Below are 25359 nucleotides of genomic sequence, written 5' to 3' on the forward strand. Positions count from 1 at the left end.
GGGCAGGTACGGTGGTAGTACGCGTCGAGAGCGCGTAGATGCGACCCGACCGAACCCGACGTGGTGCGACCTGAGTAACCTCGCCGCCCGCGACATGGCGTGTCTTCGATGCCGACCAGACTGCTCACGTCGCGGGGCTTAATTTCTTCCCGACGTAACCGTACCTATGGAACCTGCGCAGACGGCCACGTTCGGTGGTGGATGTTTCTGGTGTATCGAAGCAGCGTTCAAAGAACTCGATGGGATTAGCGACGTTACCTCGGGGTACGCCGGTGGGACCGTCGAAAATCCGACCTACGAGCAGGTCTGTTCCGGTACGACTGGTCACGCGGAAGTCATCCAAGTCGAGTACGACCAGAACGTCGTCGACTACGACGAGTTACTCGACGTCTTCTTCGCCGTCCACGACCCGACGCAACTCAACAGACAGGGACCCGACGTCGGAACCCAGTATCGATCTATCGTCCTCTATCACGACGACGACCAACGCCGCCTCGCGGACGCATACGTCGAGGCCCTCGACGACTCCTACGACGACAACGTCGTGACGGAGGTAGAACCCATCGAGACGTTCTACGAGGCCGAACCGTACCACCAAGACTACTTCGAGAAGAACCCGAACGACGCGTACTGCCAGTTCCACGCGAGTCCCAAGATAGAGAAGGTGCGCGAGAAGTTCGCCGACAAACTCGCAAACTGAGTATCACCACGCACCACTACGAGGTGCCTGTTCCGCGAATTCTGCTGCGTCTTCCGTCTCACCTCAACCGCGATTTCGATACTTGGTGAACAGTTCACGACAGCCAAGCATTGTACAAATTTTAGAATTTGTAAGAATTGGAGTGGTTCAAAAGCGGGTTCACATCCCCGGATTCGTGCTCGATACGAGCCTCGGACTCAGGTTCATCTGTTTCGCTGTCGAGTCCGCGTTCGAACACCACTGTGTCCGCAGTATCGTCACACTAGACTCCGTGAGAGTCACGAATTCAAGAATATCGCGACGACCAAAGTGGACACACCAGAGAGTGAGAGAACAGTGAAAAGTTTGTAGAATGTTCAAAATTTGTGAAAGTTGTAGAATGCTCGCGAGGTGGAGATTGTCGACGAGTTATACACGTTGGAGAATGTGTGGTGTGGTCTGGACGGGCAGTCGAACCCCGGTCAGGGACGAGGACCTTTGACGAAGACATCGAACAGTGTGCCGAATCGTACGCGAAGAAGTGTGGGTCGAAAGGTGGTAGGACTGAGCAGTGGGTCGACGTAGCGAGTTCGACCAACGTCACGGATACATCCACGAACACGACCCACAGTCTCCAATTTCCTCACAGTGAGCAACGTGGAGTATGGGGACACTTCCGAGACGGTTCTCGCGGTTCGGACAGCGTCCACTGGGCAGAAGTGGCACACCGTCCACAGAGTGCCCACCGTGTGCCAATTGAGCACAGCTCAAAATCCGCAAACAGTACACAAATTTTAAAAATTTTGGACATTCTGGAAAGTGCATACATTTCCAACTGTCTTGACAGTCTAAAAGTCGTGAATAGGATTATGTACGAGTAGGAAGAACGTGATTTCGAGCGCCGAAATGCCCACACAGTCCACAATTCAAACGAAGTTTGGAGTGTCCGCACAGCCAACACAGCTCACAAATTGTACAATTTGTGGAATGTCTGCGGTTAGAGAGGGCCGGTAGATGTCGAGAGCAGTGAGCGTTTCACTTCAGAAAGGTGGCGTCGGGAAGACGACGATTGCCATCAACCTCGCAGACGCGTTAGCCGCACGAGACAACGACGTCCTCCTCATCGACCTGGACCAGCAAGGGAACGCAACCGAAGGGGTCGGAATGAAAGACGCCTACGAGTCGGCAGACCCGAACATCGGCGACGTCCTCACAGACGACGACCCAATCGACGTTCGAGAGACGATTCACACACGCGAGAGTTTCGACGTGATACCCGCGCACGTCGACCTCGACGACATCGAAGACCGAGTTCGAAACTCCACGTTCGGCGTCCTCTGGGTGCGCCGTCGCATCGTCGACCCACTACTCGACGACGACTACGACTACATCGTCATCGACTCACCACCGAGTCTCGGACCACTCTCGGATGCAGCGCTCATTGGAACGGGACACGTCGTCGTTCCCCTCCTCATGAGCGAACCCAGTGTGAGCGGGTTCGAACGGATGTTCGAACAGCAAATCGGGCCGATTCGTCGCGAAGTCGAACTCGAAATTTTGGCAATCGTCCCGAACGACCTCACAGGGAACAACGAAGAGCGGCGAATCATTCGTGACCTCGAAGAGTCGCCCTTCGAGAAGTTCATTCCCGAGTTCGCTCGTTCGGACCTCTTCGACGACCCCGAGTCCAAAGGTCCCGGAATCCGTCACCGAATCGCGTTCAGTCGGGCGTGGCGTGACGGAAAGACGCTCCGGGAGTACGACCCGTCGAACGACATGCTCGACAGACTCGACGAACTCGCCGCAATCGTCGAGCGAGGAGGACCGGAAGATGCCTAAAGAAAACCGGTTCGCCGGTCTCGGAGAAGCGATGGAGTCTACCGCGGACGACGACGAAGACGAGTCCGTGGAGGCCGAGGACACGGAAGAAACCGAAAGCGAGCGTACTGAAGAAGCCGAAACTGAGCACGGTGCCGAAGGGACGTCCACGGCCGAAGCAGTGTCGGCAACGGAGACGGCGTCGACTTCGGATACTACGTCAAATTCGGGTACTGCGTCGACTTCAGACACAGCCTCGGAAGATAGCGATGGAAGTGAAATCGAGACGAACCACAGACCGTCGGAAGCGGCGACGCCTTCAGAGTCGAATGCAGGAGACACCGACCCAATACCACCAGCAGATGTCGTCGCGGAATCGACACCGACGACCGACGGCAGAAACACCGGCGACGAGAGCAGTGCCGACGGCGACAACGAGGGCCACGACGAAGATAGCTCAGCGAGCGAGGGGAGTCAGGCCGAAGAGCAGCAAGTCGCATCGGTAGACGGAGATGGTGGGCCCGCGTTCGAGTTCGAAGCGACGACCGCAAAGAGCATCTACGTCCGGACCGAGACACTCGACCGGATGGACGACGCCGAGTTCGAAGTCGAGTCACTACTTCGCCGCGAACACGACATCCGCGACTTGACCGGACGCGAGTTCCACGATGCCCTCGTGCGAATCGCAGCGACGTATCCCGACGAGATTGCCGACGCAATCGTTCGAACGCGGGACGAGTAGACACACACCGTCGTTTTACTCACGTGATTCCCGTCGTCGAGAGACGATGAGTAACTGACGGGGCTTCGGTAGTCGACGGCGTTCCGGTGACCGATGGCACCAACGTGTCGTCAAAACAGCGGACATGAAGGTGTTCGGGTCTCTTCTGTGTTCCACAGTTGCCCCCTCGGTGTCGTCCAGAACACGTCGGTTTCTGAATTGCTCGGAGACGGACCGTCGACGTGTGAGACTCGAAACGGTGGACTTCCCACCGAAGGCGGAGGTTTCGGACCCCATCATGTCCGGAGTAATCGAGGAGTACCGTGGATGGAAGCCTCGATTGTGTACGGACCCATGGATAAGAGTCGCGAAAGTGCAGGTTGCTTCCGAGACGGGAACTCGAGACTCCAGCGGAGTTCAGACAGCGAAGTTAACGAGGAGACACGGGGGCTAACCCCCACGAGACGCGGTAACAGAGACACCACGATGTCCGCAGTTCACGGGAGAGGCGAAGCCACAGAGTAGAGAAACGTGAGAGAGTTCCGAACACGGTGACTGACCGCCTCACTAACGGGTCGAAGGAGACGAACACTCACACCACTTTGTCCGCTGTTCTCGGGTGAAAACGGTAGGGGGAGTGAAACGGTGAGAGGTGTTATGTTAGTTGCACGAGTCGGCAGGTAATAAATTAATTACAATTGGCTATTCTCAGTTTTAGTCCTTCTCCACTACGGATTTGGTTTAACATGTACTAATATAAATCTTTCTTAAATTAACTACTCTCAAACTCTGGCCCTTCCACCTTCGAGTGCTAGAACAGCGGACACAGTGGAGGGGGTGTGTTGCACCCTGAGTATATAAACAACGGGAACAGCGGACACTCCGGACGCGGTGGTTTTATCAACGAAGTGGTCGAATTGTGTGAGTATGCCCCTCTTCGAGCGAGACACCGAGATTTATCGGGACCGGGATGCCCTTCGGGAGGATTACCAACCCGAGGAACTCGTGGGGCGTGACGAGGAACTCCGGACGTTCCAGGCGGCGCTTCAACCGGTAATCAATGGTGAACAGCCGAACAACATCTTTCTCTACGGAAAGACGGGTGTCGGAAAGACGGCAGCGTCTCGATACTTACTCAGTCACCTCCGTGAAGACGCGAGTCGGTACGACGACATCCATCTGACCGTTATTTTCTTGAACTGTGATGGGCTGACGAGTTCGTACCAGATTGCGACCCGTCTCGTCAACGAGTTCAGGACCGAGTCGAACCAGATCAGTACGACTGGATACCCACTCGGGTCTGTCTACGAGATGCTCTGGCAGGAACTCGACAAGTGCGGCGGGTCGATTATCGTCGTCCTCGACGAGATTGACCACGTCAACGACGACAGTATTCTCTATCAACTTCCTCGCGCACGCGCGAATGGAAACCTCTCCGAGGCGAAGGTCGGCCTCATCGGCATCTCGAACGACTTCTCGTTCCGAGACGACCTCTCGCCGAAGGTGAAGAGTTCGCTGTGTGAACAGGAGATTCACTTCCCGGCCTACAACGCGAAGAACCTTCAGGCGATTCTCGAACAACGCGCCGAAGTCGCGTTTCGTGAGGGTGTCCTCTCCGACGAGGTGATTCCACTCTGTGCGGCCTACGGGGCGAAGGACGCCGGTGACGCCCGGCAATCTATCGACCTCTTGATGAAGGCCGGTGACTTGGCTCGCGACGACGATACCGACTGTATCACGGAAGAGCACGTCAAACGCGGGCGCCGAGCCCTCGAGCGTGGCCGAATCAAGGAAGGTATCAACGGCCTCACCGAACACGGTCACCTCGTCCTCTACTCGCTTTTGACACTCGAACTCGAGGGGGAGACACCGATTCGCTCTCGCGACGTTCGACCGCGATACACCCGCTTTGCCGAACTCGCGAACCGCGACCCACTCGTCCCGCGTCGGATGCGAGACCATCTGAGCGAACTCGCGATGCTCGGTATCGTCTCTGTCACCGAACGAAACGAGGGCCGTCGGGGTGGGACCTACCGCGAGTACGCCCTCGACATGGACGTCGGACTCATCGTCTCGGCGATGCGTGACACGATCGACCTCGTCGGTGTCCACGAGAGCGTCGAACCGTACCTCGAACCCGAGAAAGAGAGCACACTCGACGACTTCGTAGAACAGTAACACCCACGCGAGTGTGTCTCCGAGAGAGCTCACATCGTTCGATAACTGCGGACACAATGGTGTAGGAGTCGAAAGCGACCCGACTCAGTTCTGACGTGAGTGGACAGCGGCGAAAACGGTGAGCGGCAGATGGCGTATCTGCGTGTACTGAAGACTGTGGCCCAAATCGACGCGACGAATTAAACTATATGATTCAGCGATTCCGACGAGACGCTCACACCATCACGTTCCACTTGGTTCCAGAACTCCCTCCGTCGGTTCTCCGTCGAAACCAACACCACGATGTCCGGAGTAATCGGGAGAGTCCGTGAGTCGGGTGTCGTACCCCAGAGGGTTCGACGAGGTGGTGAGTCTTCGAGAGTAAGGACACGATTTGAGTGATTTGAGGGCAGAAAAGCGTCGATAACTGCGGACATGGTGGTGTTCTCCTCATCCCGAAACGGAACGGCCAACTGGATATTATATCGCCACATGAGATTTATTACTACTCCCATCCCTCCCCGTCCATTACAGCGGACACGTCGGTGTAGACGTGACTTTCCTGATGCTATCTCTCCACGTGAGGTGTGGTAACTTGTACATCCTATGAGTTATCCGTCTCGGCGTCTGAGTAAACACGTGAGCGAAAATCAAGGGCGTCGAAATCTCCGAATGCCCAACGATAACGAGCTGTTCGCGGTCGTCACCGAACACAACGGTGGTAACCACGTGCGAATCCGCTGCGAAGACGGCAAGAACCGAATGGGCCGCATCCCCGGCCGCATGAAGTACCGCACCTGGATCAACGAGGGCGACGTCGTCCTCGTCGAACCGTGGGACTGGCAGGACGAGAAAGCCAACATCGAATGGCGCTACACTGGCGAAGACGCGGACCAACTCCGTCGCGAAGGCCACATCCAGTAGACTGGACTCTCCCGAAAGGGATATTGGACACGTGAACTGGAAGCCGCCGATTTAGTCACGACTCTGTGTAGGACGGCTCCGGTACGACTTCTCTCCCGTACATAACAAATCCACCATCGACGTGCAACTCGAGTGTCGACAATCGCGTCGGAATCGACTGAACTATCCGAAAGATGGTCCGGTAGTGACCTCAAAAATACTTGGATTTTGATACTACTACCGTTCCTGACTGGATGCTGCCATCATGTAGCCTCAATATGTTGGGGGCGGCAATAGGTTTATCAAACTTGTAGGGCAAGTCTACACTAATGAATTACCAGTTTTATATCGGTTTTTTCGTCTCCTCGGCGCCATCGAAAATTCTGTCTCATTTCGAATACTTCTCGGCGTTGGTCAGGCCCGCGTCTGCGTCGCTTGGGCAACATAGGTGTTCCCGATGAGTGGGACGTCGAACCCAGAGAGACTTTCGACGGGTGTCGACGGACTCGACTCGATTCTCCACGGCGGACTAATTGCCGGTCGAAGTTACCTGATTCGTGGTGAGCCGGGCACCGGGAAGACGATTCTCGGCACACAGTTTCTGAAGGCGGGCGTCGACAACGGTGAGACTGCGCTGTTCATCAATCTCGAAGAGTCCGAAGCGGACATTCGACAGAATGCCGCGTCGCTTGGCATCGACTTAGCAGGCGTGGAGTTTTTGGACCTGAGTCCCAGCGCCAACGTCTTCGTCGAAGACCAATCCTACGATATCCTCTCGGCCAGCGATGTCGAGAAGGAACCATTCATCGATGCTGTCACCGAGGCGGTTTCCACGCTCGACCCGGACCGCGTGTTCGTCGATCCGATTACCCAGTTGCGTTACTTGACGCCCGACGAACACCAGTTCCGAAAGCAGGCCATCGGATTCATGCAGTATCTCACTGGGCAGGGGGCGACGGTGATGTTCACCTCGCAGAACACGTCTGAAACGCCTGACGACGACCTGCAGTTCATGAGCGACGGCACGATACAGATGGAGTCACAAGAGATGGGACCGACGATTACCGTTCCGAAGTTCCGTGGTTCGGACGCCGACCGAGGAACACACACGGTATCGATTACTGGCGACGGCATCACCGTCTTTCCCCAGATGAAACCACTGGAGCATTCTCGTGAGTTCAAAAAAGAGTCGGTCCCCTCCGGTGTCCCCGAAATCGACGAACTCCTCAACGGTGGTCTCGAACGGGGAACTGTTAGTATCATTAGTGGCCCAACCGGTGTCGGAAAGACGACACTCGGCACACAATTCATCAAGCAGGCGGCAGGAAGAGGAGAACGGTCGGTTCTCTACCTCTTCGAAGAGAGTTATTCGACGTTCCGCGAACGGAACGAATCGATAGGCGTTCCCATCTCACAGATGGAAGACCAAGGGTCACTTCACATTCGGGAGATGGAACCGTTGAACCTCTCCCCACAGGAGTTTGCACACCAAGTCAGAACCGAAGTCGAAGAACACGGGGCAGAAATCGTCATGATCGACGGCATTAACGGGTACCAACTCTCCGTCCAAGGCGGTCACGATACGCTCATCAGAAAGCTGCATGCCCTCGGGCGGTATCTCAAGAACATGGGGGTCACGGTCATCTTCGTCGACGAACACCAACACGTGACAGGCGAGTTCAGTGCGACTAACTCGGGAGTCAGTTACCTCGCTGACAACATCGTGTTCCTCCAACACGTCGAACTCAACGGCGAACTGCAGAAGGTCATCGGTGTGCTGAAAAAACGGACGACGAAGTTCGAACGAACGCTCCGGCAGTTCGAAATCACCGAACAAGGGGTGACAGTCGGAGAACCGATGACAGACCTTCGAGGGATTCTTTCGGGTTCGCCCGAATGGCGCGAGCCGACCAAGCAGACGACCGATGAGTAATCGAACGTGTAGAAAAAGGATTAGACACCACGATGCCAAACAATTCATCTAACTCTCCATCGTGGACCGCAGAGCGGCAGAACCGCTCTGCCGACGATATGCGACTGCTCATCTTGTTATCTCACGAACGAAACAGTCGCATTCTCGCAGAAAAACTCACGCCGTATTACGATATCTGCACTGAAAATTCTGCCCTGACGAGTGGCGAGTTCGACCTGTGTATCGTGGACTCGAACACGTTGAGACGATTTCGTTCGGAACTCGAAGCTCACACTCGCGCCGAAGAACCGGTCTTCTTACCGTATCTTCTCGTCGTAAACCGCGACGTTGACCAAGTCGACACCGCGGCACTCGAACTGGTCGACGAGGTTATTTCGATGCCGATTGTGTTGGAAGAACTCGCCCCCCGTCTCAAGTCACTCCTTCGGACTCGTCACCTGACATGGGAAATGAGCGAGCGCGATCAAGTCGAAGAGATGGCCGCTACCATCTCACATGACCTTCGGAACCCGCTGAACGTCGCCAGGGGGAACTTGGAACTGGGGCGTGAGACGAACGAAGACGAATTTTTCGAGACGACGGCAGACGCGCTAGACCGAATGAGTACGCTAATCGACGACCTCCTCTCGTTTGCCAAACAGGAGTACGCGACTCCTGACTTCGCTCCGGTCTCGATAGCTGACATCGCCACTCGGTCGTGGGACCTCCTCGAAACAGGTGACGCGACCTTCCACCTCGAACTTGACGACGATACCGTCATCGTGGCGGATCCGAGTAGGCTACAAGAACTGTTCTCCAACCTCTTTCGAAACGCGTGCGAACACAACGACGGACAACTAACCGTGACCGTTGGACCCCTTTCAGACGGGTTCTTCGTCGCGGACGATGGTGCCGGCATCCCCGTCGCGGACAGGGTGTCCGTCTTCGAGACCGGATACTCGACGAATACTGACGGGACCGGTTTTGGTCTCCCCATCGTCAAACGAATCTGTGATGCGCATTCGTGGACAGTGTCGGTCTCCGATAGCACGACCGGTGGGGCACAGTTCGACATCACTGGGGTCCAATTCATCGACGGGGTGTCTGCTTCGCCCGGAGGTGAGTAACAGCACCCGTGTCGAGTCGCTCACCACGTTCGTTCGACGAACGACCGTGCCGAATCGTTCTCCGCCTCGGCCACACCGAAAACAGGAACGTGATGGCGGATTGGATTCGTGAAGAGACGCCGCACACACCCGTCGTCGAAGGCGACGAGGGGTACCCGACGGGTGACCTCTGTATCGTCGACGCCGAGATGGTCACAGAACACTGGGAGTGGCTCCAGTCGAAAAAAGAATGCAGCCACCGGGTGTTCTTTCCAATCTTATTCGTCCACTCGGGAGAGAGCCAACGTATCACGGATTCGGTCTGGAACGTCGTAGACGAAGCAATCTCGACGCCGATTCGATTACCCGTCTTCGAACGCCGATTGAAGAACCTCTTACAGCGACGGATGCTCTCGGAGAATCTCCACCGTGAACTCGCAGTCACGAAAGACAAGTACAGAGCCGTCTTCGACGCGAGCAATGACGCAATCGTCGTCATCGACCCCGAACGCGACACAATCGATGATTCGAACCGACAGGCGAGTGAACTGCTCGGTTACTCGCGAGCGGAGTTGGCCGCGCTCTCTCCGAGGAATCGCCTCTTTTCGTCCGATTCCGACAGTTTCGATAGGTTCGTCGATTCAGTTCTCGGGACTGGCGAAGGCTGGACAGACGAACTCATCGTGACGAAACGAAGTGGCGACACCATCGTCGCCGAAGTCTCCGCAAGTGTCCTCGAAATGGACGACGATTCGGGTCGTACCCGACTCGTGGCCAGCATCCGCGACATTACCGAACGACAGCAGCAACAACGCGAACTGGAACACCAACGCGACCAACTGGACGAACTACACAGAATCAACCGAACGCTCCGAAAGACGACACAGGTCGTCGCCCGTGCGTCGAGTCGTCACGAACTGGAACGCGAAGTGTGTGAGCAACTCGCCCGCTCCGACAGGTACGAATTCGCGTGGATAGGAACCGTCGACGAAGCGACCAAAGATATCGTTCCACGACAGACCGCTGGCCCCGCTGGAGAGTACCTCGAATCCGTCACGATTCGGGCGGACGACTCACCGACTGGTCGGGGCCCCGCGGGAACTGCGGTGCGCGAATGCTCGGTCAGTATCGTACAAGAGATTCAATCTGACCCACAGTTCGAACCGTGGCGCGACCGAGCGGCCACGTTCGGTGTCCACGCCGTCGCTGGCGTCCCGATTCACTACGATGGCGAGGTGTACGGCGTCTTGGCTATCTACGCCAACCTCCCGAACGCGTTCGACCGGGTCGAACAGGCGGTACTCGCGGACCTCGGTGTGACCATCGGTCACGCCATCAACGCACTTCAGGCGCACACCGAAGTGAAACTCTTCGAAGAAGCGGTCGAACAGGCCGGGCACGCGATATACATCGCAAACGGGAATGGTATCATCGAGTACGTGAACTCGGCGTTCGAAGAGAGTACCGGGTACACCCGTGACGAAGTCATTGGCCGGCATCACTCACTTCTCCGCGTGGGTGAGGACGAACAGGCGTTCCCGCCGGACCTCTGGGAGACTATCTGGGCCGGAGAGACGTGGCAAGATGAGACCACCGGCCGCCGAAAAGACGGCCGACGCCAACACGTCGACCAGACCGTTGCCCCAATCTCCGGGACCGGTTCCAGTGAGGAGTACTTCGTCGCCGTTCGTATCGACATCACGGACCAGCGACGGAGACGTCAGCAACTCCAGACGCTTCACCGCATCTTCCGACACAACATCCGGAACGAACTGAACGTCATTCAGGGCTATCTCGACATCATCGACGAGGTGACGCCACCTGAGACGGCGGAAAGTCCGATGTCCAAGATTCGGGCATCGACGGAGGAACTGCTTCAAATCAGTACGCAAGCGCGACGCATCGAGCGGACGTTCGTCGGTGAAGACGACGGCAACACCGTGAACAAACGGTCGTTCGCCGAAATACTAATCCGACAATGCTCCTCGGCCCGGATGCAGTTCGGAGAGGCGACGGTGGAAATGACCGTTCCCGAAGTCGGCAACGCGATGGTCGATGCCGAATTCGAAACCGCGCTCGAAGAGATACTCACCAACGCGCTGCGACACAACGACAGCGAGACTCCCCGCGCAGTGTGTGAGGTGACTGTCGAAGAGACGACACACGATGTCACACAGGCGGTCGTCAGCGTCCGGGACAACGGCCCGGGAATCCCCGAACACGAGCGTCGAGTTCTCAGTGAGGGTGAAGAGACGCCACTGCTTCACGGGAGCGGACTCGGTCTCTGGTTGGTCAACTGGATCATCAAGGAAATCGGCGGGGAGATACGTATCGACGATATCGACCCCCGCAGCACCATCGTCACGCTTCGACTGCCGCTGTACCGCCCCTAAGTTTCTTCCGAACCGTTTTCGCAGTACCGGCCGTAGCTCGGATACCGTCCGAATGACTCTCTCACGTGTGTGTTACGACTGCGGTGCGCGAACGAATGCACCGGTCGCGCGATGCGACTGCGGTGAACCGATGTGGCTCGAAACAGACCCCGAGGGCTTCGACTGGGACGATTGCTCGGACGAACCGGGGATGTGGCGATACGAATCTCTCTTGCCAATCAGTCGACCGGGTGGTATCGCCGACGCAGCAGGAGGGACACCGCTCGTCACCGATGCCGCAATCGACGCGTTCGCGGGGACGAACGTCCACCTCAAACTCGAAGGCGAACACCCGACAGGAAGTTTCAAAGACAGAGGGAGTGCCCTCGGAATCGCTGCCGTGGCCGCTGGCTTGGCAGGCGACGGTTCCGCTGTCGGAACCGTCTCGCACGGGAACATGGCGATGAGCACTGCTGCGTTCGCCGCCGCCGCAGACCTGCCGTGTGTCGTCTTCGTCCCCGACGACATCCCGTCCGAACGTCTCGCCGTCATCGACCAGTTCGACCCGTCGCTCGTGACAGTGGCGGGCGAGTACGGCCGTCTCTACGACGAGACACTGCGACTGGGCACAGAACACGGCATCGTCTTTCTCAACTCCGACGTCCCTCTCCGCGTCGAGGGGCAGAAGACTACCGCACTCGAAATCTGCGAGGCCTTCGCTCCCGACGTTCCGGACGCTATCGTGCTGCCGGTGAGTAGCGGTGGCCACGCCAGCGGTGTGTGGAAAGCCCTTCGAGAACTCCACGAGGCGGGTGCCATCGCCGACGTTCCGAAACTCTACTTCGTGCAGGCCGCCGCCTGTGCCCCCATCGCCGAGGCGTTCGATGCGGGCGCTGACGAGGTGACGAGTGTCGTCGCCGGCGAGACCATCGCCTACTCGATTGCGAACGCGGACCCACCGAGTGGGACCAGAGCACTCCGCGCCGCACGTGAGACCGGTGGTGCGGTCATCGCCGTCTCCGACGACGAGATTCGCGCCGCGCAGCACGCCTTGGCCGTCGATGCCGGCATCACCGTCGAAACCTCTTCGGCCACAGCACTCGCAGGAACCAAACGGGTGGTCGAAGAGGGAACCATCGACCCGTCCGACCACGTCGCCGCCGTGTTGACCGGCACGGGTTTGAAAGAGGCGTCTACGGCAGGTTCACCGACGAGCGGAGACCACGTCGAACTGCCCGCTCTCGGCGAGTACCTGACCGAATTCACGGGCCACGCCGACTGAATCGCGACTGTCGGAGAGCGTGTAGACCGACAGACGTGTCGGTTTTTCTGCGGTGAGAACAGCGGACATGGTGGTGTTGATTTCGGTCCGGTGCGCTCACTCGAACACGTCGACGAAACGAGGATTCGACAGTGTTCGTAATCGTTCTGGCGTCAGTCTGAACACCGCCTCTGGAGTTCCTGCGGCGGCCCAAATCTCCTCGAACGTGTCGAACGTCGGGTCTGCGAGAACCGGACAAACCGTCGTGTGGCATGTCGGTGGCACGCCGCCGATACTCCATCCAGTCGCCGCTTTGACTTCCGATGCGTTCGCACTCCGGACGGCACTCGGGTCCGCCTCGAATTCGGCCGCTAATTTCGCCTCGTCGACGCGGTTCGCACCGCTCGTGAGGACGACGACTGTCTCGTCGCCGACGCGCATCACGATGCTCTTGACGATTTGCGCGACGTCGCACCCGATTGCGTCCGCCGCGTCGTCCGCCGTCTTCGTCCCCTCGGGAAACTCTTCGACGACGGCGTCGAAGCCGTATTCGTCTTTCAGTTGGTCAGCGAACGTCTGCGCCGTGGGATGCATACCCACGGCTTCTGCGGCTTCCATTATGAACGTTCGCCGACGAGGGGAATCGTGCCGCAGTCACCGAACGAAGTGACGATACTCGACCTGCGAGGATTACCAGTGGTCGTCGAGTCCAGCGAGCAGTGCCTCTACGTCGGATTCGTCGTTGAACGCGTGGAACGACGCTCGAACAGCGTCGGGTTCCGGAATCGTTCGAACGACGACGCCGTCCGCCGCGAGTCGTTCGACGGCCAACTCGGAGTCGTCCACGGTGAACGAGACCAACCCAGATTCAGGGTCGGGTGGGCTGACGAGTCTCCCTTCGGGGACGGCGTCCACGAACTGCGCCGTCAACGTCGAAATCTGTCGTTCGATGCGGTCGAAGCCTATCGCTCGATTGAGGTCCATCGCCTCGCGGAGTGCGACGTGCGGCGCGGGGTTCGTGGTGCCGATTTCGAAGCGTTTGGCACCGGGTTCGAACTCCATGGTATCACTCGTCGGTTCTTTCACACCGCGATAGCCGACTGCGTGTGGTTCGAGCGACTCGGCTACCTCTCGCTGGACGTACAGATAGCCGGCACCCCACGGGCCGAGAAGCCACTTGTGGCCGGCGGCGGCGACGACGTCGGCGCCCCACTCGCGTACGTCGACGGGGAATTGGCCGATTGCCTGCACTGCGTCCACGAGTGAGAGTGCACCGGCGTCGCGGGCGATGTCGGCCATCTCGCGGACGGGAAGTCGCGTCCCGTAGTTCCAGGTCACGGCGCTGAAACAGACGAGGTCTGCACCCTGGACCGCCTCGGCGTACTGGTCCATATCGAGGCGTCCCCTTTCGCTCTCGACGACGCGGACTTCGACGCCCTCCTGTTTGAGACGACGCCACGGGAGGATTCCGGCGGGGTGTTCGAGGTCGGTTCTGACGACCACATCACCGGGTGACCAGTCGAGCGTCGTCGCGAGGCGATTGATTCCGTCGGTCGTACTCTGTGTCAGCGCAATTTCTTCGGTCTCGGCCCCGAGGAACGCGGCGACGTCCTCTCGAACCTCCTCGTAGGCGTCGAACGCGGTCGGATATGGCCCTTCTTCGGATGGTGAGACGTACTCGTGGTATTCGAGGAACTGGGTCGCCCGGTCGACGACGCGTCTTGGGCTTGGGCCGTGGGCACCGGTGTTCAGATAGACTGTCTCGTCGAGGGCGGGGATAGACGCACGGAGTTCCGCTGGAGTCATGGAGAATCGTCACCAGATTTGGAACCGCAGGGGATAATAGTGTTTAGCATTCCCACATCTGTGGAATCGAACGTCCCGGTGCCGGTGTCGAGTCGACAGACGAGTTCGCCCGGTAGTCGGGCGTACACTTCTGCGTTCCCGACGAGTGCATCGACGGTCGTGAACTCGTCGATTGCGTGGACCGTGTTCGTCCCGAGGCCGAACTCCACGGTGGGGACCCCGGTGTTTCGCAACCGCTTCGCGTCGCCGCCGCCGGTGGCACTTCGACGGAACACTCGCTCGCCAGTGACGTCGCCGGCGACGGCCGAGACGGCGTTCGCCAACGGGCCATCGGGGTCTTCGAACGTCCCGATAGACCAACTTACGTCACCAATCTCCACGTCGTCGTGGGTCGAGACGACGTCACGGACCGTGTCGAGGACGCGAGGCGTATCCACACCCGCCGTCAGGCGAATGTCGAGGTGTGCTTCGGCGACGTCGGGGACCACGTTCACGCTCTCGCCGCCCGCGACGACGCCGAGGTTCACCGACGGTCGTTCGAACAACGCACGAGATGCCGCCGCACCGAACGTGGGTTCGTAATACTCCACGGACTCGTCGACGATGGCTTGGACGACCGGCGGGAGGTCGAACTGCATCTCGTGGAGTGAGGACTCGATGTCGTCGATGGCCCGACAGAGACAGCGAATCGCGTTGGTCCCGAGCATCGGTCGCGACCCGTGTGCCGACGTTCCGGACGCCTGGAGCGTCAACCAGATGCTGCCACGGTCTGCGACCGTCGTCGAGTACCGACCGTCTTCGCACGTCGTTTCACCGATGACACAAGCGTCTGCATCGAGTGGGTTCCGTTCGAGGAGCGTCGGAAGTCCCGCGTCGCCTGCGACTTCTTCGTCGCTCACGAGGGCGAAGACGACGGTGGATTCGGGGACGGTGTCGGTTTCGACGTAGGCCTTCGCGACGGCGAGCATCGCCGCGACTGCACCTTTCATATCGGTCGCTCCTCGCCCGTATATTCGGTCGCCTTCGCGCTCACCGAGTGGGTCGTACGTCCACTCGTCGGCGTCGAACGGGACCGTATCGAGGTGTCCCTGAAGGAGGAGTGTCTGGTCAGTGGAACCGGGGAGTGTTGCGACCAAGTTCGGTTTCTCGGGGTCGGAGACGACTCGTTCCGTCTCGATACCGAGGTTCGAAAAGAACGACTCGACCCAGTCGACGACCGCTCGCGTGTCACCCGGCGGGTTCTGCGTATCGTACCCGACGAGTGTGAGCACGAGGTCTGCAATCTCCTCGCGATGCGCACGCAGATACGTGACCGCCGGCGTGGTGTCGGATGTCGACATGGTAGTCTCTGGGTGGATGGTACGAACCGACACTGGATAAGTTTGTTCTCGATGCGCAATACTGTAGAATGGTGGTGTGTGAGTGTGTCAACCGTCGAAAATGGAGGTGGAAGGGTTCGACCCGTCGGTTCACGGGTCAGTCGTATCGTGGTTAGGCGCGTGGACCGGTCCACTTCTGGAGGGTCGCAGACGACGACCCAGATTCGGCGGTCCAGACGATACGGAAGGTACCTGCGCCGAGGTCGTCGCTGGTGGAGTTCGCGAGTGCGGTCACCGTCGTTCCGGCGGCGATGTCGTCACTCGCGCCGACACCTGTGAAGTTGCTGAACGAGTGGGAGTTGAGTGGTGGGTCACCGCCGCCGTCAGTCGCGTTGAACCCAACCGTACTCGATACAGTGAGTTGACTCGCCGGGATTCCGTCGCCACTCTCGTGGGTAATCTTCAACTCGTCACCGTTGACGCTGTCGTTCGTGTACTCGAAACTGAAACTCGCCTGTGGTGCCGTCTCACTGACCTGGTCGCCGAGTCCCAGTACGAAGGTGCCGATGACGGCGGCGAGGATGACGGTGATAGCGACCATCAGAATGACGCCGATGACCGGTGATACTGCACGTGACTCTGTGAGGAATTTTGTGATTTCCATTGGTGTTCTCCAAGGTAGACCGGCCGACTGCGGGTGATTCGAAAATACTGTTCACCGTTCTGAGCGCTCGTATCCGGTACCTATTGGATATCATGACGTTCTGGAACTATATAAGTTCACACTGACATTATCGTGCAGTACCGTTGTTTGACCGCTGGTGTGAGGAACTCGACTGTTCCGCCGTGAATGCAAACGAGAGCAGTCGCTCAGCGGTCGAAAAACGAGAGATGGGGGGCCAGAAGGTCGTCAGCGGTTCAGTTGTTGTAGGTGTACTTCTGGAGGGTCGCAGAGTTAGCACCCGACTCAGAGGTCCAGACGACGCGGACGGTGTCGCCTCCTTCGAGGTCACCGTCGAAGTCTACGACGATAGTGTCGCCAGCGTTGAACGTGGAGTCAGCGCCGGTGTTCTTGTCCACTGCGGAGTAGGTGGTGTCAGAGGTGACCGACACGTTGAGTTGGTCCACCGAGATACCATCGCCACTCTCGTGGGTGATGGTCAGGTTGTCATCGGTCGAGTTGTAGTCGAAACTGAAACTCGCCTGTGGTGCCGTCTCACTGACCTGGTCGCCGAGTCCCAGTACGAAGGTGCCGATGACGGCGGCGAGGATGACGGTGATGGCGACCATGAGGATGACGCCGATGACTGGGGAGACTGCACGGGATTCACTGAGGAATGTCTTGATATCCATTGTTCTATTCAGGACCGGTCTCGACGCCCACATCGTGCCCCCGTATACGGGACTTCGAGCGGCTTCTCAGGCCGATTCCTGTTGGAATACCGTACGTTCTGTCTATATTTAATTTCAAGTAAAATAACCACTCCATTTGGCTGGTTTATCGGCGGTTATCTGGCTCCTAACGCCTGAATTCGGGACTTCAGGGGGGCCGAGAAAATTGATTGGGGATTTGTCATTAATAGACAAGACCACTTCGCCAACACACAAGCACTCACCGTAGATTACTGCGGACATGGTGGTGTCCATGGCACCGATGGACACCGCCTCTCATATCTCTGCTCTGCGGGCCTTCGGGCCGGTCTGACTCGGCGAAGTTCGGTCTCGTCGCCGGAGAGAAACGCGTGGACTGCTGAGGCGACCGAGTCGGTGTCGGGACGTCGCAGTCGTGTTACTGGGGGGCCTGCCAGAATTCCGGCGTCGCCTCGAAGTCGATTTCGGCGTCGGAAGGTGCGTGTTCGTAGAGTGCGTCGTGGACTGCCTCGTACCCTGCGCGTGCCCCCTCTTGTGCGAGTTCGGGGTGGTCGCGCGTGTCGAAGACGATGTTCCACTGCCCGTTCGAGAGGTGCAATCCGAGGATGTACTTCCCGCGAACGTTCACGAGGAGTTGGTACGCGTGGGGGATGGTCTCGCCGTCGCGTTCGAGGTTGTATCCGCGGACCGCAATCGCTTGCTGGACTGCTTCCTGTGCTTCGAGTTCCTCCACGAACGACGCGGGAACGGCCGTCGGTGGGAGTGACTCGACGAGTTTCTCGCTCACGTTCGTACCTCCGTGTGCCGTAATCCGCTCGGTTCCATCGTACCGTATATGGTCGGTTCAGACGGTATAGGATACACGGTCTCGTCTCGTCGCCCAGAACGAAGCGCCTTTGCACGTCTGCGTCTGCACACGAACTATGACGACGCCTACTGCACACCACGTCGGTCTCACCGTCGGTGACCTCGACTCGGCAGTGACGTTCTACCGGGACGTTCTCGGCTTGTCGGTCCTCGACCGCTTCGAGGTGGGTGGCGAGGCGTTTTCGACTGCCGTCGGCGTCGAGAACGCTACCGGTCGGTTCGCACATCTCGACGGCGGTGACGCCCGTATCGAACTCGTCGAGTACGACCCGGAGGGTGACTCCCGTGACGACGCGACTCTCGACCAACCCGGTGCGACGCACCTCGGACTCTCTGTCGACGACGTCGACGCCGTCGTCGAGGGCCTGCCTTCGCACGTCGAGACACTTAGCGACCCCCAGACGACCGAAAGTGGCACGCGAATCGTCTTCCTCCGCGACCCCGAGGGGAACCTCGTCGAACTGCTCGACGTCTGACCCACCGAGACGGCACCCGTCTCGTACGGTCTCCAGAGAGGAAGCCACAAGTCCCCGACAGTCGAACTGTGACTCAGATGATGGCACGACGACGCGACGGAGGTCCGGTTCGTGGGCCGTAGAGACACGCTCGAAGCTGACGTGTTCCAACCGCTGTGGGCCGCCGGGTGGCAGTGGGTGTGGATTGTCGCCGGTGGTCTGTTCCTCGGTGGGTACCTCATCCTCGAATTCGGTGACGTACTTCAGGGCGGTGGGATTATCGCCGGGGGTCTGCCCTCGCAGCACTCGGCATCTGGTACGTCAACACCAACGCCGACTCGGTTCTCCAGTCGGGTATCGAGATGGGACAGTCCGCCGTCCTCGACATCGCCGGTGTGAGCAACGGCGACGCAGTCTCGTCGATACCCACAGAAGGACGCGGACTCGCGTTGGTCGACCCAGCGCGGGAGTATCATCTGACGACGCTCGTCGTCGGCGACGAAGCGTTCGTCGTCCACGACGACACGACGGTCAGTCTCGCACACCGATACTACGCTGTCGGCGACGACACCCGAGTGTACGAGTACGAGACGCTCGACTCGGTCGCGTTCGACGACGGTGAACTCACCCTCGCACTCCGCGACGGTTCGACCGACTCCTACACGCTCGAACGCGAACCAACGGACGTGCTGTCCGCCCTTCGAACGCGACTACCGGCAGTCGAACACAGAGGTTAATCTCGCTGTCTCACTGCGTCGACGACCTGATAGTGCCAGTCGTACATCTCGTCGGCGGTCAGGTCGGCCAGTGCGTCCGCGTTCAGCGAGACGGCGTCGTCTTCGACCTGAGCGACTGCCGCAAACGGGTCCATCGCGAGTAATCGAGCGCCGAACGTCTCGTCCCACTCGTCGTACGGAACACGCTGTTCGTCGACGAGACGAGCGAGTGCCCGATAGAACGTCCGTTGCATCATCCGGACCGGAACGTCTTCGTCTGCTTTCCCGTGCGCGTACCGGTCGATATCGTCCCACAGCGACTCGATGACGGCACGGCGGTCGGTGACCGCATCCATCGACCCGGTACCGGACGCGAGCGCCGACTGTAGCCGTGTCTCCCACGCGTCTGGGTGCCACTCGAGCGAGCGACTGAGGTTGACCAGCCACTTGTCGTGCGGGAGGTACGCGTCGTTGACCGCGAACAGCGCCTTGATGAGCGGTTCGACTGCGGCGTCGAGAACGTAGTGCGCTTGCACCGCGTCGCCTCGGTGTATCCAACACCCTGCCGTGAGTTCGAAGTGCCACCAGCAGTCGAAGAGCAGTCCCTCGGCACGGTCTAGACCGGGTGGAGAACCGAGGTGCTGCTCGAAAGCATCGGCCAGTCTCTCGTCGGGGTCGAAGAGAACCTCCGCGTACGACCGGTCCCACCGTTCTGTCTCTGACCAGTCGCCAGATTCGAACGCTTCGATTCGCTCGATAGCGATGTCGTACAGATGTCCGTCGACGACGGTGATGCCGGTGGCGATGGGTGCGCGCCCGGCCATCCACGCATCGTGGTGGTCGTCGGTGAGATAGAGCGTCACGTCGATTTCCGACAGGTCGTCACCGTACCCGCGCGCGAGGCCACCGTTGAGCGTCACGCCAACGACGCCCGGTAGTGATTCGAACTGTGGAAGCGTGGTTTCGAGGTGGTCACGGAGGGCGTCGACCTGATTCGGACGGTCGATTGTCGGGGTTGGGCGGGCGTTCTTCACTGGCGTTAGTCCTCGAATTGGCCAGATGTGTGTTTGGGTTCGACTCGCCCCGAAGAGAGGTGGATTCCGACGACGGCGACGACGATGGCGACGACGGCCCACGTGATGACTGCGTGTGAGACGTACATCGACACGAGTGACTCCCAATTGACCACGTCGCCGACGATGACCAGGTCGACGTCGAGGGGAACGCGGCCCTGCGTCGAGTTGTCCGTCCCGTGCATGAGCATCGCGAGGAACGCACTCCCGCCCGAACCGTTGTATATCCACGCGAGGAGGATGGAGAACGCGACGATACCGACGAAGTACGAGACAGTCAACGCGAGGGGCCAGTCGGCGCGCATCCCTCCGGGGAAGACGAACTGCGGGAGGTGCCACCCGCCCCACAGGATGCCGAGTACGACCGCTGCTCGGAACGCACCGTAACGTTCCTGTAACTCCGGTTGTGCGAACCCACGCCACCCGAGTTCTTCTTGTCCGCCGCCGATGAGCGTACCGAGCACGATGCCGATGACGATAGAGATGGGGTCGAACTCGAACGACGCCCAGTCGACGGGTCCACCGAGTGCCCACGAGGCGATACCGGAGGCGTAGGTGATGACGAACGGGATGCCGATGGCAAGGGCGTACCACTTCGGATGGACGCGGAATTTCAGGATATCGCGCAGCCATCCCCGGACAGATTCGCCACTCGCGGAGAGGACGAGTGCGGCGGCGACGACGGGTGACAGCGGACTCAAGAACCCCTCGAAGAACCACGTCGTCCACGAGGGTTCCATCCCGGCGAGTTTCACTGCACCTTCGATACTCCACGAGATGGCGTAGGCGAGGAGGAAGAACGCGGCGATGCGGTGTCGCCGAATCCAGTCAGCGGAGACCATGCACGACGGTTCGCGCCCGGAGGTGAAATAACTTATCTAAATAATTACATTTTGTCAGAGGTATAACTCAAAATAGTTTGAGCTACGTCTCTGTCATCGTCTCGGCGTCGATGGCGAGTGCACCCTCCGTGACGGTCACGGTAAACACGTCGTCTCCCACGTCAGTCTCGACGGTGGCCTCGAACGGTTCTTCCGACACCACTTCGAGGTTCCACTCGCGCGTGTGGGTGTACACCTCCCACGGGCGGACCTGCGTCGCATCTCGCCCCCGTTCCCAGTACGCCGCGACGAGAGCAGGGTGATAGAACACGCAGAGTTCGACGGGGGCGTACACCTGATTGAAACACCGACGACAGGAGGCGACGACGGCGTACTCGTCCGAACGCGGTTCGTCTCTTGAGCGTGTCGAGGCGTCCATCACGCCGCCACACGTCGGGCACGTCCCTTCGAGCGCCATCCCGAGTTCGTGAAAGACGCGGCGGTCACAGGACCGGAGGATTTCGTGTGGCGACCGGTCCGCCGCCTGCGCAGGTGGGAGGTCGTATCGGGCGACGACCCCGTCGCACGCTCGACACGTGAGGGCCAAGAACGGGTCTTCGAACGCAGCGACCAACTCGGTGTCGTCGCAGTGTGGACACACACCGTCTACCCGCGTTGCCTCGAACGACGGACGGTCGGTGTACGTCCCTGCGTAGACGGTTCGGACGACACGTTCTCCCGTCTGTGTCAACCTGTAAGACCCGTCGAACTTGCGGACGAACGCGCCGTCGAGTTGCCCGAGGTGGTACGACAGTTGCGACGTGCTCTCGACGTCGATACGGTCGTAGAGTTCCGAAAATGTGAGTCCTCGCTCCGCCTCTCGTGCTTCGAGTTCCAGTGTCTGAAGGATCCTGAGACGGAGTTCACTCCCGAGTGCGCCGAACGCCACTTCGGGTTTTTGGTCCCGATTGCCGGTCATTCGTCTGGGGAATCGTCGGTAGTCACCCTAAGCGTTCGTTCTCGGTCCGCCGGGTGGTCCAGACACGTTCCTCACCCGCTGGTGGGTGTCAGGACTCGACGTGTAGTTCTGTGTCGTCGTCGGACTCCTCGCCTGACCCGTCGTCGATTGGCAGTTTGAGTGTCACTGCCGCACCTCCAAGCGGTGTCGTGTCCAGTTGTGTACTTCCACCGGCCTTCGTCACGACCCAGTGGACTAACCACAGTCCCATCCCTGTCCCGTGTTCGAGTGGTGTCTCTCCACCTCGTTCGATTGCGTCCCACTCGCCTCGTGGGAGGCCCGGTCCGTCGTCACTCACTCGGATAAGGAGTCTGGCGTCGTCGACGGGACTCCGGTACACGTCGACTTGAACCGTCTCACCACCGTGTTCGAGGGCGTTCGTCACGAGTTCGTCGACAGCGACGCCGACACGGTTGTCGACGAGGTGTGCGACGTCCGGTTCGATATCGACTCCGACCGTCGCCTCCGGGTGACACGAACGAGCGCGGTCGGCCACTTCGTCGACGAGGTCGGTGACGCATCGCGTCTTTCCGTCGGACTCGAGTAGGTCGGCGACCGTCTGTGCTTTCTCTGCGAGTGCGACGAGTTCGTTCGCGGCCGTGACGATGTTGTTCGCTCTGTGGAAGTTGTCCTCGTCTTCGGCGTCGTTCCGAATCATCTCGGCGTACCCGTCGATGACGTTCATCCGATTGCGGAGGTTGTGCCGGAACATCCGGTTCAGGACACCGAGTCGCTGTTGCGCCAGTTCGGCATCGGTGATGTCCGACTGGATGGCGACGTACCCGACGATTTCGTCGTCTCGTTGGATGGGTGCGATGGTCTGGACCGCCGTGTAGAGTTCACCACTCTTTCGTTGGTCGATGATGCGTTCTTGCCACGTCTCGCCGGACTCGATGGTGGCCCACAACTCGTCGTAGTACGAGTCGTCCATCTCACCGGATTTCAGGATGTGAGGCGTCTCGCCGACTGCCTCGCAGCGAGTGAATCCCGTGATGTCTTCGAACGCCGGGTTGACGTAGGTAATCGTCCCATCTGGGTCGGTGAGATATATCGCGTGGCCCGCCTGTTCGACGGCCATCTCGAACTCTCTCAGCCGACGCTCTCTGTGTTTTTGCTCTGTGGTGTCGACCAGGACGCCGACCAGTTCGACCACGTCCCCGTCCCGGTTGCGAATCAGTGCCGTCGAGAGCAGGAACTCACCGACCGTCCCATCGCGGCGCTCCAACTCGATTTCGACGTTCGAGAGACCGTCTTCTCGCGTCGTCTGTTCGAGAATCTCCTCGACGCCCACCTGACGGTCGCTCGCCACACTCGGGAGTTGTGCACCCAGAACCTCGTCTCGCGTCCAGCCGAACGTCTCGGTGGCCGCCTCGTTCCACCGAGTCACCCGCCTGTCGGGCGTGACCGAGACAATCGGAATCGGCGACGCTGACACGATGTTCTCCAACTTCTCTAACGACGTCCGGACAGACGCCTGTTGCTGTGCAATCCGCTCGTTCTTCCGGTTCACGAGGAACCCGACGAACAGACTGGAGACGACGACGAACAACAGTCCCTTTCCAATCGCCGACGGCGACGCCATCTGTGTCCCGAAGAGCGTCGAGAGGACGAGTTCACCACCCAATATTCCGATTGCACCGAACCCCAAGTACGCGGTTGCAATCGCACGCGCGTCGTATGTGTCGAGTGGGGTATCGTCCATTCACTAAGTGGTATACAACTGGATATTTAAAGTGAGGCGTGCGATGCCACCGATTGATAATCTGCATTCACGCCTCGAACGTCGGCGCTGAAGCGCAACCGACATTGCTGTCGGACCGTTACGAACGATGAATCGCTTCGTCACGACACCGACGAGGCAGTACACTACATGAGACGACGCGACGCCCTCAAGGCCCTCGGAATCGGTGCACTCACCGCGACGGCAGGTTGTCTCGGCGGGTTCGAACGGCAGTCTGCGTGGCGTGACCCGCCACTCGTGGAGAACCGCCCTGACGCAGTGTACCTCCCCGCCATCACGGAGGGCATGAAGATGTACGGGATGACGAAGACGGGGCCGTACGGGGTCGCACTCTCGTACTCCTACCCGCACCGCTTCTGGTCTGTCGCCGGGTCGGAACTACAGAAGACCGTCGTCGAGGCCGACGACTCACTTCACCTCATGGCGTCGGTGTGGGACCACGAGACGGGGGCGGTTCTCCCGTTCGACGCCGGCGTCTCGATAGAACTCCTCCGCGACGGAACCCTCGTGAGCGAAGAAGTCGCCTACCCCATGTTGTCCCAACAGATGGGGATGCACTACGGGTCGAACTACGTTCTCGACGGCGAGGGTGACTACGAGGCGCGCGTGAACGTCGGCGGCACGTCGCTCCACCGGACCGGTTCTTTCGCCGGTCGATTCGAGACGGCGGAGACGGCGACGTTCGAGTTCACCTTCGACACGGACGAACTCTACGACGTCGAACTCGAACGCCTTGGCGACGAGGCGGGCACTCCCGGTGCCGTCCCAGCGATGAAGATGATGAACATGCCCATGGGTGCCGCGCCCGGAATCGGCTCACTCCCCGGAACGCACCTCGGCCGACAGACGAGTGGCGACGCGTTCTTCGACGCCTTCGTCGTCGAGGATGGGACACAGTTCGACGCTGACGGGGCGTACCTCTACGTCTCCGCGCGGACGCCGTACAACGAGTTTATCCTCCCGATGATGGGCGTCCGTGGAACCGTCGAACGAGACGGGGCGGCCATCGCCGATGGCGAACGACTCCGCCGCACGCTCGACCCCGAACTTGGCTATCACTACGGCCTCCCAGTCGATTCGGTCGAGTCCGGCGACACGGTGACGCTCACCGTCGACGTTCCACCGCAAGTCGCCCGCCACGACGGATACGAGACGGCGTTCCTCTCGTTCGACTCGATGCAGTTCGAGGCGTGACACGTCGGTTCGAGAGGCCCGCATCCCCGACGCGTCCAACAGAAACGTT

Annotated in this window: 23 protein-coding genes; 13 read left to right on the forward strand and 10 right to left on the reverse strand. The window is 59.4% G+C overall.

Features of this window, described 5'->3' with window-relative positions:
• The first annotated feature begins 166 nt into the window (after positions 1–166).
• The 9 genes from msrA to GJR96_RS17535 all read left to right on the forward strand — a co-directional run bounded on the left by msrA (position 167) and on the right by GJR96_RS17535 (position 12950).
• Positions 167–700, forward strand: a complete 534-nt coding sequence (gene msrA, locus GJR96_RS17495) for a peptide-methionine (S)-S-oxide reductase MsrA (RefSeq protein ID WP_151164804.1) — start codon at positions 167–169, stop codon at positions 698–700.
• A gap of 993 nt (positions 701–1693) precedes the next feature.
• A complete protein-coding gene (locus tag GJR96_RS17500) occupies positions 1694–2518 on the forward strand; it encodes a ParA family protein (RefSeq protein WP_151164805.1) in 825 nt (274 codons plus the stop codon).
• Entirely contained in the window at positions 2511–3239 is a 729-nt protein-coding gene (locus GJR96_RS17505) for a hypothetical protein (RefSeq protein ID WP_151164806.1), read from the forward strand. The genes GJR96_RS17500 and GJR96_RS17505 overlap by 8 nt, the downstream gene beginning before the upstream one ends.
• A 906-nt stretch (positions 3240–4145) precedes the next feature.
• A complete protein-coding gene (locus GJR96_RS17510; protein WP_151164807.1) occupies positions 4146–5396 on the forward strand; it encodes an orc1/cdc6 family replication initiation protein in 1251 nt (416 codons plus the stop codon).
• Positions 5397–6014: 618 nt separating this feature from the next.
• Entirely contained in the window at positions 6015–6299 is a 285-nt protein-coding gene (gene eif1A, locus GJR96_RS17515; protein ID WP_013035036.1) for a translation initiation factor eIF-1A, read from the forward strand.
• 436 nt (positions 6300–6735) lie between these two features.
• Positions 6736–8211, forward strand: a complete 1476-nt coding sequence (locus GJR96_RS17520; protein ID WP_151164808.1) for an ATPase domain-containing protein — start codon at positions 6736–6738, stop codon at positions 8209–8211.
• A 32-nt stretch (positions 8212–8243) separates the two neighbouring features.
• On the forward strand, positions 8244–9317 hold the full coding sequence (locus GJR96_RS17525; RefSeq protein ID WP_228717148.1) for a sensor histidine kinase: 1074 nt from the start codon (positions 8244–8246) through the stop codon (positions 9315–9317).
• A 92-nt stretch (positions 9318–9409) separates the two neighbouring features.
• Positions 9410–11689 carry a PAS domain S-box protein gene (locus GJR96_RS17530; protein WP_151164809.1) on the forward strand — a complete coding sequence of 760 codons (2280 nt, stop codon included), beginning with the start codon at positions 9410–9412 and terminating at the stop codon, positions 11687–11689.
• 52 nt (positions 11690–11741) lie between these two features.
• On the forward strand, positions 11742–12950 hold the full coding sequence (locus GJR96_RS17535; protein WP_151164810.1) for a threonine synthase: 1209 nt from the start codon (positions 11742–11744) through the stop codon (positions 12948–12950).
• Positions 12951–13046: 96 nt separating this feature from the next.
• Here GJR96_RS17535 and GJR96_RS17540 read toward each other — a convergent pair whose 3' ends face one another.
• From GJR96_RS17540 to GJR96_RS17565, 6 genes are all read right to left on the reverse strand, one after another.
• Positions 13047–13523 carry a YbaK/EbsC family protein gene (locus GJR96_RS17540; protein WP_151164811.1) on the reverse strand — a complete coding sequence of 159 codons (477 nt, stop codon included), beginning with the start codon at positions 13521–13523 and terminating at the stop codon, positions 13047–13049.
• Positions 13524–13619: 96 nt separating this feature from the next.
• Complete coding sequence (locus GJR96_RS17545) at positions 13620–14735, reverse strand: aminotransferase class V-fold PLP-dependent enzyme (protein WP_151164812.1); 1116 nt, start codon at positions 14733–14735, stop codon at positions 13620–13622.
• Complete coding sequence (locus GJR96_RS17550) at positions 14732–16075, reverse strand: M20 family metallopeptidase (RefSeq protein ID WP_151164813.1); 1344 nt, start codon at positions 16073–16075, stop codon at positions 14732–14734. Before GJR96_RS17550 ends, GJR96_RS17545 begins: the two co-directional genes overlap by 4 nt.
• 151 nt (positions 16076–16226) lie before the next feature.
• Complete coding sequence (locus GJR96_RS17555) at positions 16227–16718, reverse strand: type IV pilin (RefSeq protein ID WP_151164814.1); 492 nt, start codon at positions 16716–16718, stop codon at positions 16227–16229.
• 254 nt (positions 16719–16972) lie between these two features.
• A complete protein-coding gene (locus tag GJR96_RS17560; protein WP_151164815.1) occupies positions 16973–17407 on the reverse strand; it encodes a type IV pilin in 435 nt (144 codons plus the stop codon).
• A 436-nt stretch (positions 17408–17843) separates the two neighbouring features.
• The gene (locus GJR96_RS17565; protein ID WP_151164816.1) at positions 17844–18212 is read right to left on the reverse strand and encodes a hypothetical protein; all 369 of its coding nucleotides are present in this window, start codon (positions 18210–18212) and stop codon (positions 17844–17846) included.
• Positions 18213–18348: 136 nt separating this feature from the next.
• Here GJR96_RS17565 and GJR96_RS17570 point away from each other — a divergent pair, with 136 nt between their 5' ends.
• The 3 genes from GJR96_RS17570 (at position 18349) to GJR96_RS17575 (ending at position 19484) form a co-directional block, all read left to right on the forward strand.
• Complete coding sequence (locus GJR96_RS17570; protein ID WP_151164817.1) at positions 18349–18768, forward strand: VOC family protein; 420 nt, start codon at positions 18349–18351, stop codon at positions 18766–18768.
• 111 nt (positions 18769–18879) lie between these two features.
• Complete coding sequence (locus GJR96_RS18355) at positions 18880–19146, forward strand: hypothetical protein (protein ID WP_225317800.1); 267 nt, start codon at positions 18880–18882, stop codon at positions 19144–19146.
• The gene (locus GJR96_RS17575; RefSeq protein ID WP_225317801.1) at positions 19110–19484 is read left to right on the forward strand and encodes a hypothetical protein; all 375 of its coding nucleotides are present in this window, start codon (positions 19110–19112) and stop codon (positions 19482–19484) included. The genes GJR96_RS18355 and GJR96_RS17575 overlap by 37 nt, the downstream gene beginning before the upstream one ends.
• Here GJR96_RS17575 and GJR96_RS17580 read toward each other — a convergent pair.
• From GJR96_RS17580 to GJR96_RS17595, 4 genes are all read right to left on the reverse strand, one after another.
• Positions 19481–20497: a DUF4037 domain-containing protein gene (locus tag GJR96_RS17580; RefSeq protein WP_151164818.1), complete on the reverse strand. Its 1017-nt coding sequence runs from the start codon at positions 20495–20497 to the stop codon at positions 19481–19483. The genes GJR96_RS17575 and GJR96_RS17580 overlap by 4 nt on opposite strands.
• Before the next feature lie 5 nt (positions 20498–20502).
• Positions 20503–21378 (reverse strand): CPBP family intramembrane glutamic endopeptidase, encoded by an 876-nt coding sequence (locus tag GJR96_RS17585; RefSeq protein WP_151164819.1) that lies wholly within the window; start codon positions 21376–21378, stop codon positions 20503–20505.
• An 82-nt stretch (positions 21379–21460) separates the two neighbouring features.
• Positions 21461–22336 carry an ArsR/SmtB family transcription factor gene (locus GJR96_RS17590; protein ID WP_151164820.1) on the reverse strand — a complete coding sequence of 292 codons (876 nt, stop codon included), beginning with the start codon at positions 22334–22336 and terminating at the stop codon, positions 21461–21463.
• Positions 22337–22424: 88 nt separating this feature from the next.
• Positions 22425–24077 carry a PAS domain S-box protein gene (locus GJR96_RS17595; RefSeq protein ID WP_151164821.1) on the reverse strand — a complete coding sequence of 551 codons (1653 nt, stop codon included), beginning with the start codon at positions 24075–24077 and terminating at the stop codon, positions 22425–22427.
• Positions 24078–24245: 168 nt separating this feature from the next.
• Between GJR96_RS17595 and GJR96_RS17600 the strand changes: the two genes are divergently transcribed.
• Positions 24246–25310 (forward strand): DUF7350 domain-containing protein, encoded by a 1065-nt coding sequence (locus GJR96_RS17600; RefSeq protein WP_151164822.1) that lies wholly within the window; start codon positions 24246–24248, stop codon positions 25308–25310.
• Positions 25311–25359: the final 49 nt, after the last annotated feature.

Origin of the sequence: Haloferax litoreum (assembly GCF_009674605.1) — an archaeon.
Taxonomy (GTDB): Archaea; Halobacteriota; Halobacteria; order Halobacteriales; family Haloferacaceae; genus Haloferax; species Haloferax litoreum.

Excerpts from the sequence above, each read along its gene's own strand:
- GJR96_RS17500 (WP_151164805.1), top strand. The coding sequence starts at position 1,694 with ATGTCGAGAGCAGTGAGCGTTTCACTTCAGAAAGGTGGCGTCGGGAAG.
- GJR96_RS17600 (WP_151164822.1), top strand. The coding sequence starts at position 24,246 with ATGAGACGACGCGACGCCCTCAAGGCCCTCGGAATCGGTGCACTCACC.
- GJR96_RS17510 (WP_151164807.1), top strand. The coding sequence starts at position 4,146 with ATGCCCCTCTTCGAGCGAGACACCGAGATTTATCGGGACCGGGATGCC.
- GJR96_RS17540 (WP_151164811.1), bottom strand. The coding sequence starts at position 13,523 with ATGCATCCCACGGCGCAGACGTTCGCTGACCAACTGAAAGACGAATAC.
- GJR96_RS17545 (WP_151164812.1), bottom strand. The coding sequence starts at position 14,735 with ATGACTCCAGCGGAACTCCGTGCGTCTATCCCCGCCCTCGACGAGACA.
- GJR96_RS17520 (WP_151164808.1), top strand. The coding sequence starts at position 6,736 with ATGAGTGGGACGTCGAACCCAGAGAGACTTTCGACGGGTGTCGACGGA.
- GJR96_RS17585 (WP_151164819.1), bottom strand. The coding sequence starts at position 21,378 with ATGGTCTCCGCTGACTGGATTCGGCGACACCGCATCGCCGCGTTCTTC.
- GJR96_RS17570 (WP_151164817.1), top strand. The coding sequence starts at position 18,349 with ATGACGACGCCTACTGCACACCACGTCGGTCTCACCGTCGGTGACCTC.
- GJR96_RS17530 (WP_151164809.1), top strand. The coding sequence starts at position 9,410 with ATGGCGGATTGGATTCGTGAAGAGACGCCGCACACACCCGTCGTCGAA.
- GJR96_RS17560 (WP_151164815.1), bottom strand. The coding sequence starts at position 17,407 with ATGGATATCAAGACATTCCTCAGTGAATCCCGTGCAGTCTCCCCAGTC.
- GJR96_RS17505 (WP_151164806.1), top strand. The coding sequence starts at position 2,511 with ATGCCTAAAGAAAACCGGTTCGCCGGTCTCGGAGAAGCGATGGAGTCT.
- GJR96_RS17525 (WP_228717148.1), top strand. The coding sequence starts at position 8,244 with ATGCCAAACAATTCATCTAACTCTCCATCGTGGACCGCAGAGCGGCAG.
- GJR96_RS17535 (WP_151164810.1), top strand. The coding sequence starts at position 11,742 with ATGACTCTCTCACGTGTGTGTTACGACTGCGGTGCGCGAACGAATGCA.
- GJR96_RS17575 (WP_225317801.1), top strand. The coding sequence starts at position 19,110 with ATGGGACAGTCCGCCGTCCTCGACATCGCCGGTGTGAGCAACGGCGAC.
- GJR96_RS17550 (WP_151164813.1), bottom strand. The coding sequence starts at position 16,075 with ATGTCGACATCCGACACCACGCCGGCGGTCACGTATCTGCGTGCGCAT.
- GJR96_RS17590 (WP_151164820.1), bottom strand. The coding sequence starts at position 22,336 with ATGACCGGCAATCGGGACCAAAAACCCGAAGTGGCGTTCGGCGCACTC.
- GJR96_RS17555 (WP_151164814.1), bottom strand. The coding sequence starts at position 16,718 with ATGGAAATCACAAAATTCCTCACAGAGTCACGTGCAGTATCACCGGTC.
- GJR96_RS17595 (WP_151164821.1), bottom strand. The coding sequence starts at position 24,077 with ATGGACGATACCCCACTCGACACATACGACGCGCGTGCGATTGCAACC.
- msrA (WP_151164804.1), top strand. The coding sequence starts at position 167 with ATGGAACCTGCGCAGACGGCCACGTTCGGTGGTGGATGTTTCTGGTGT.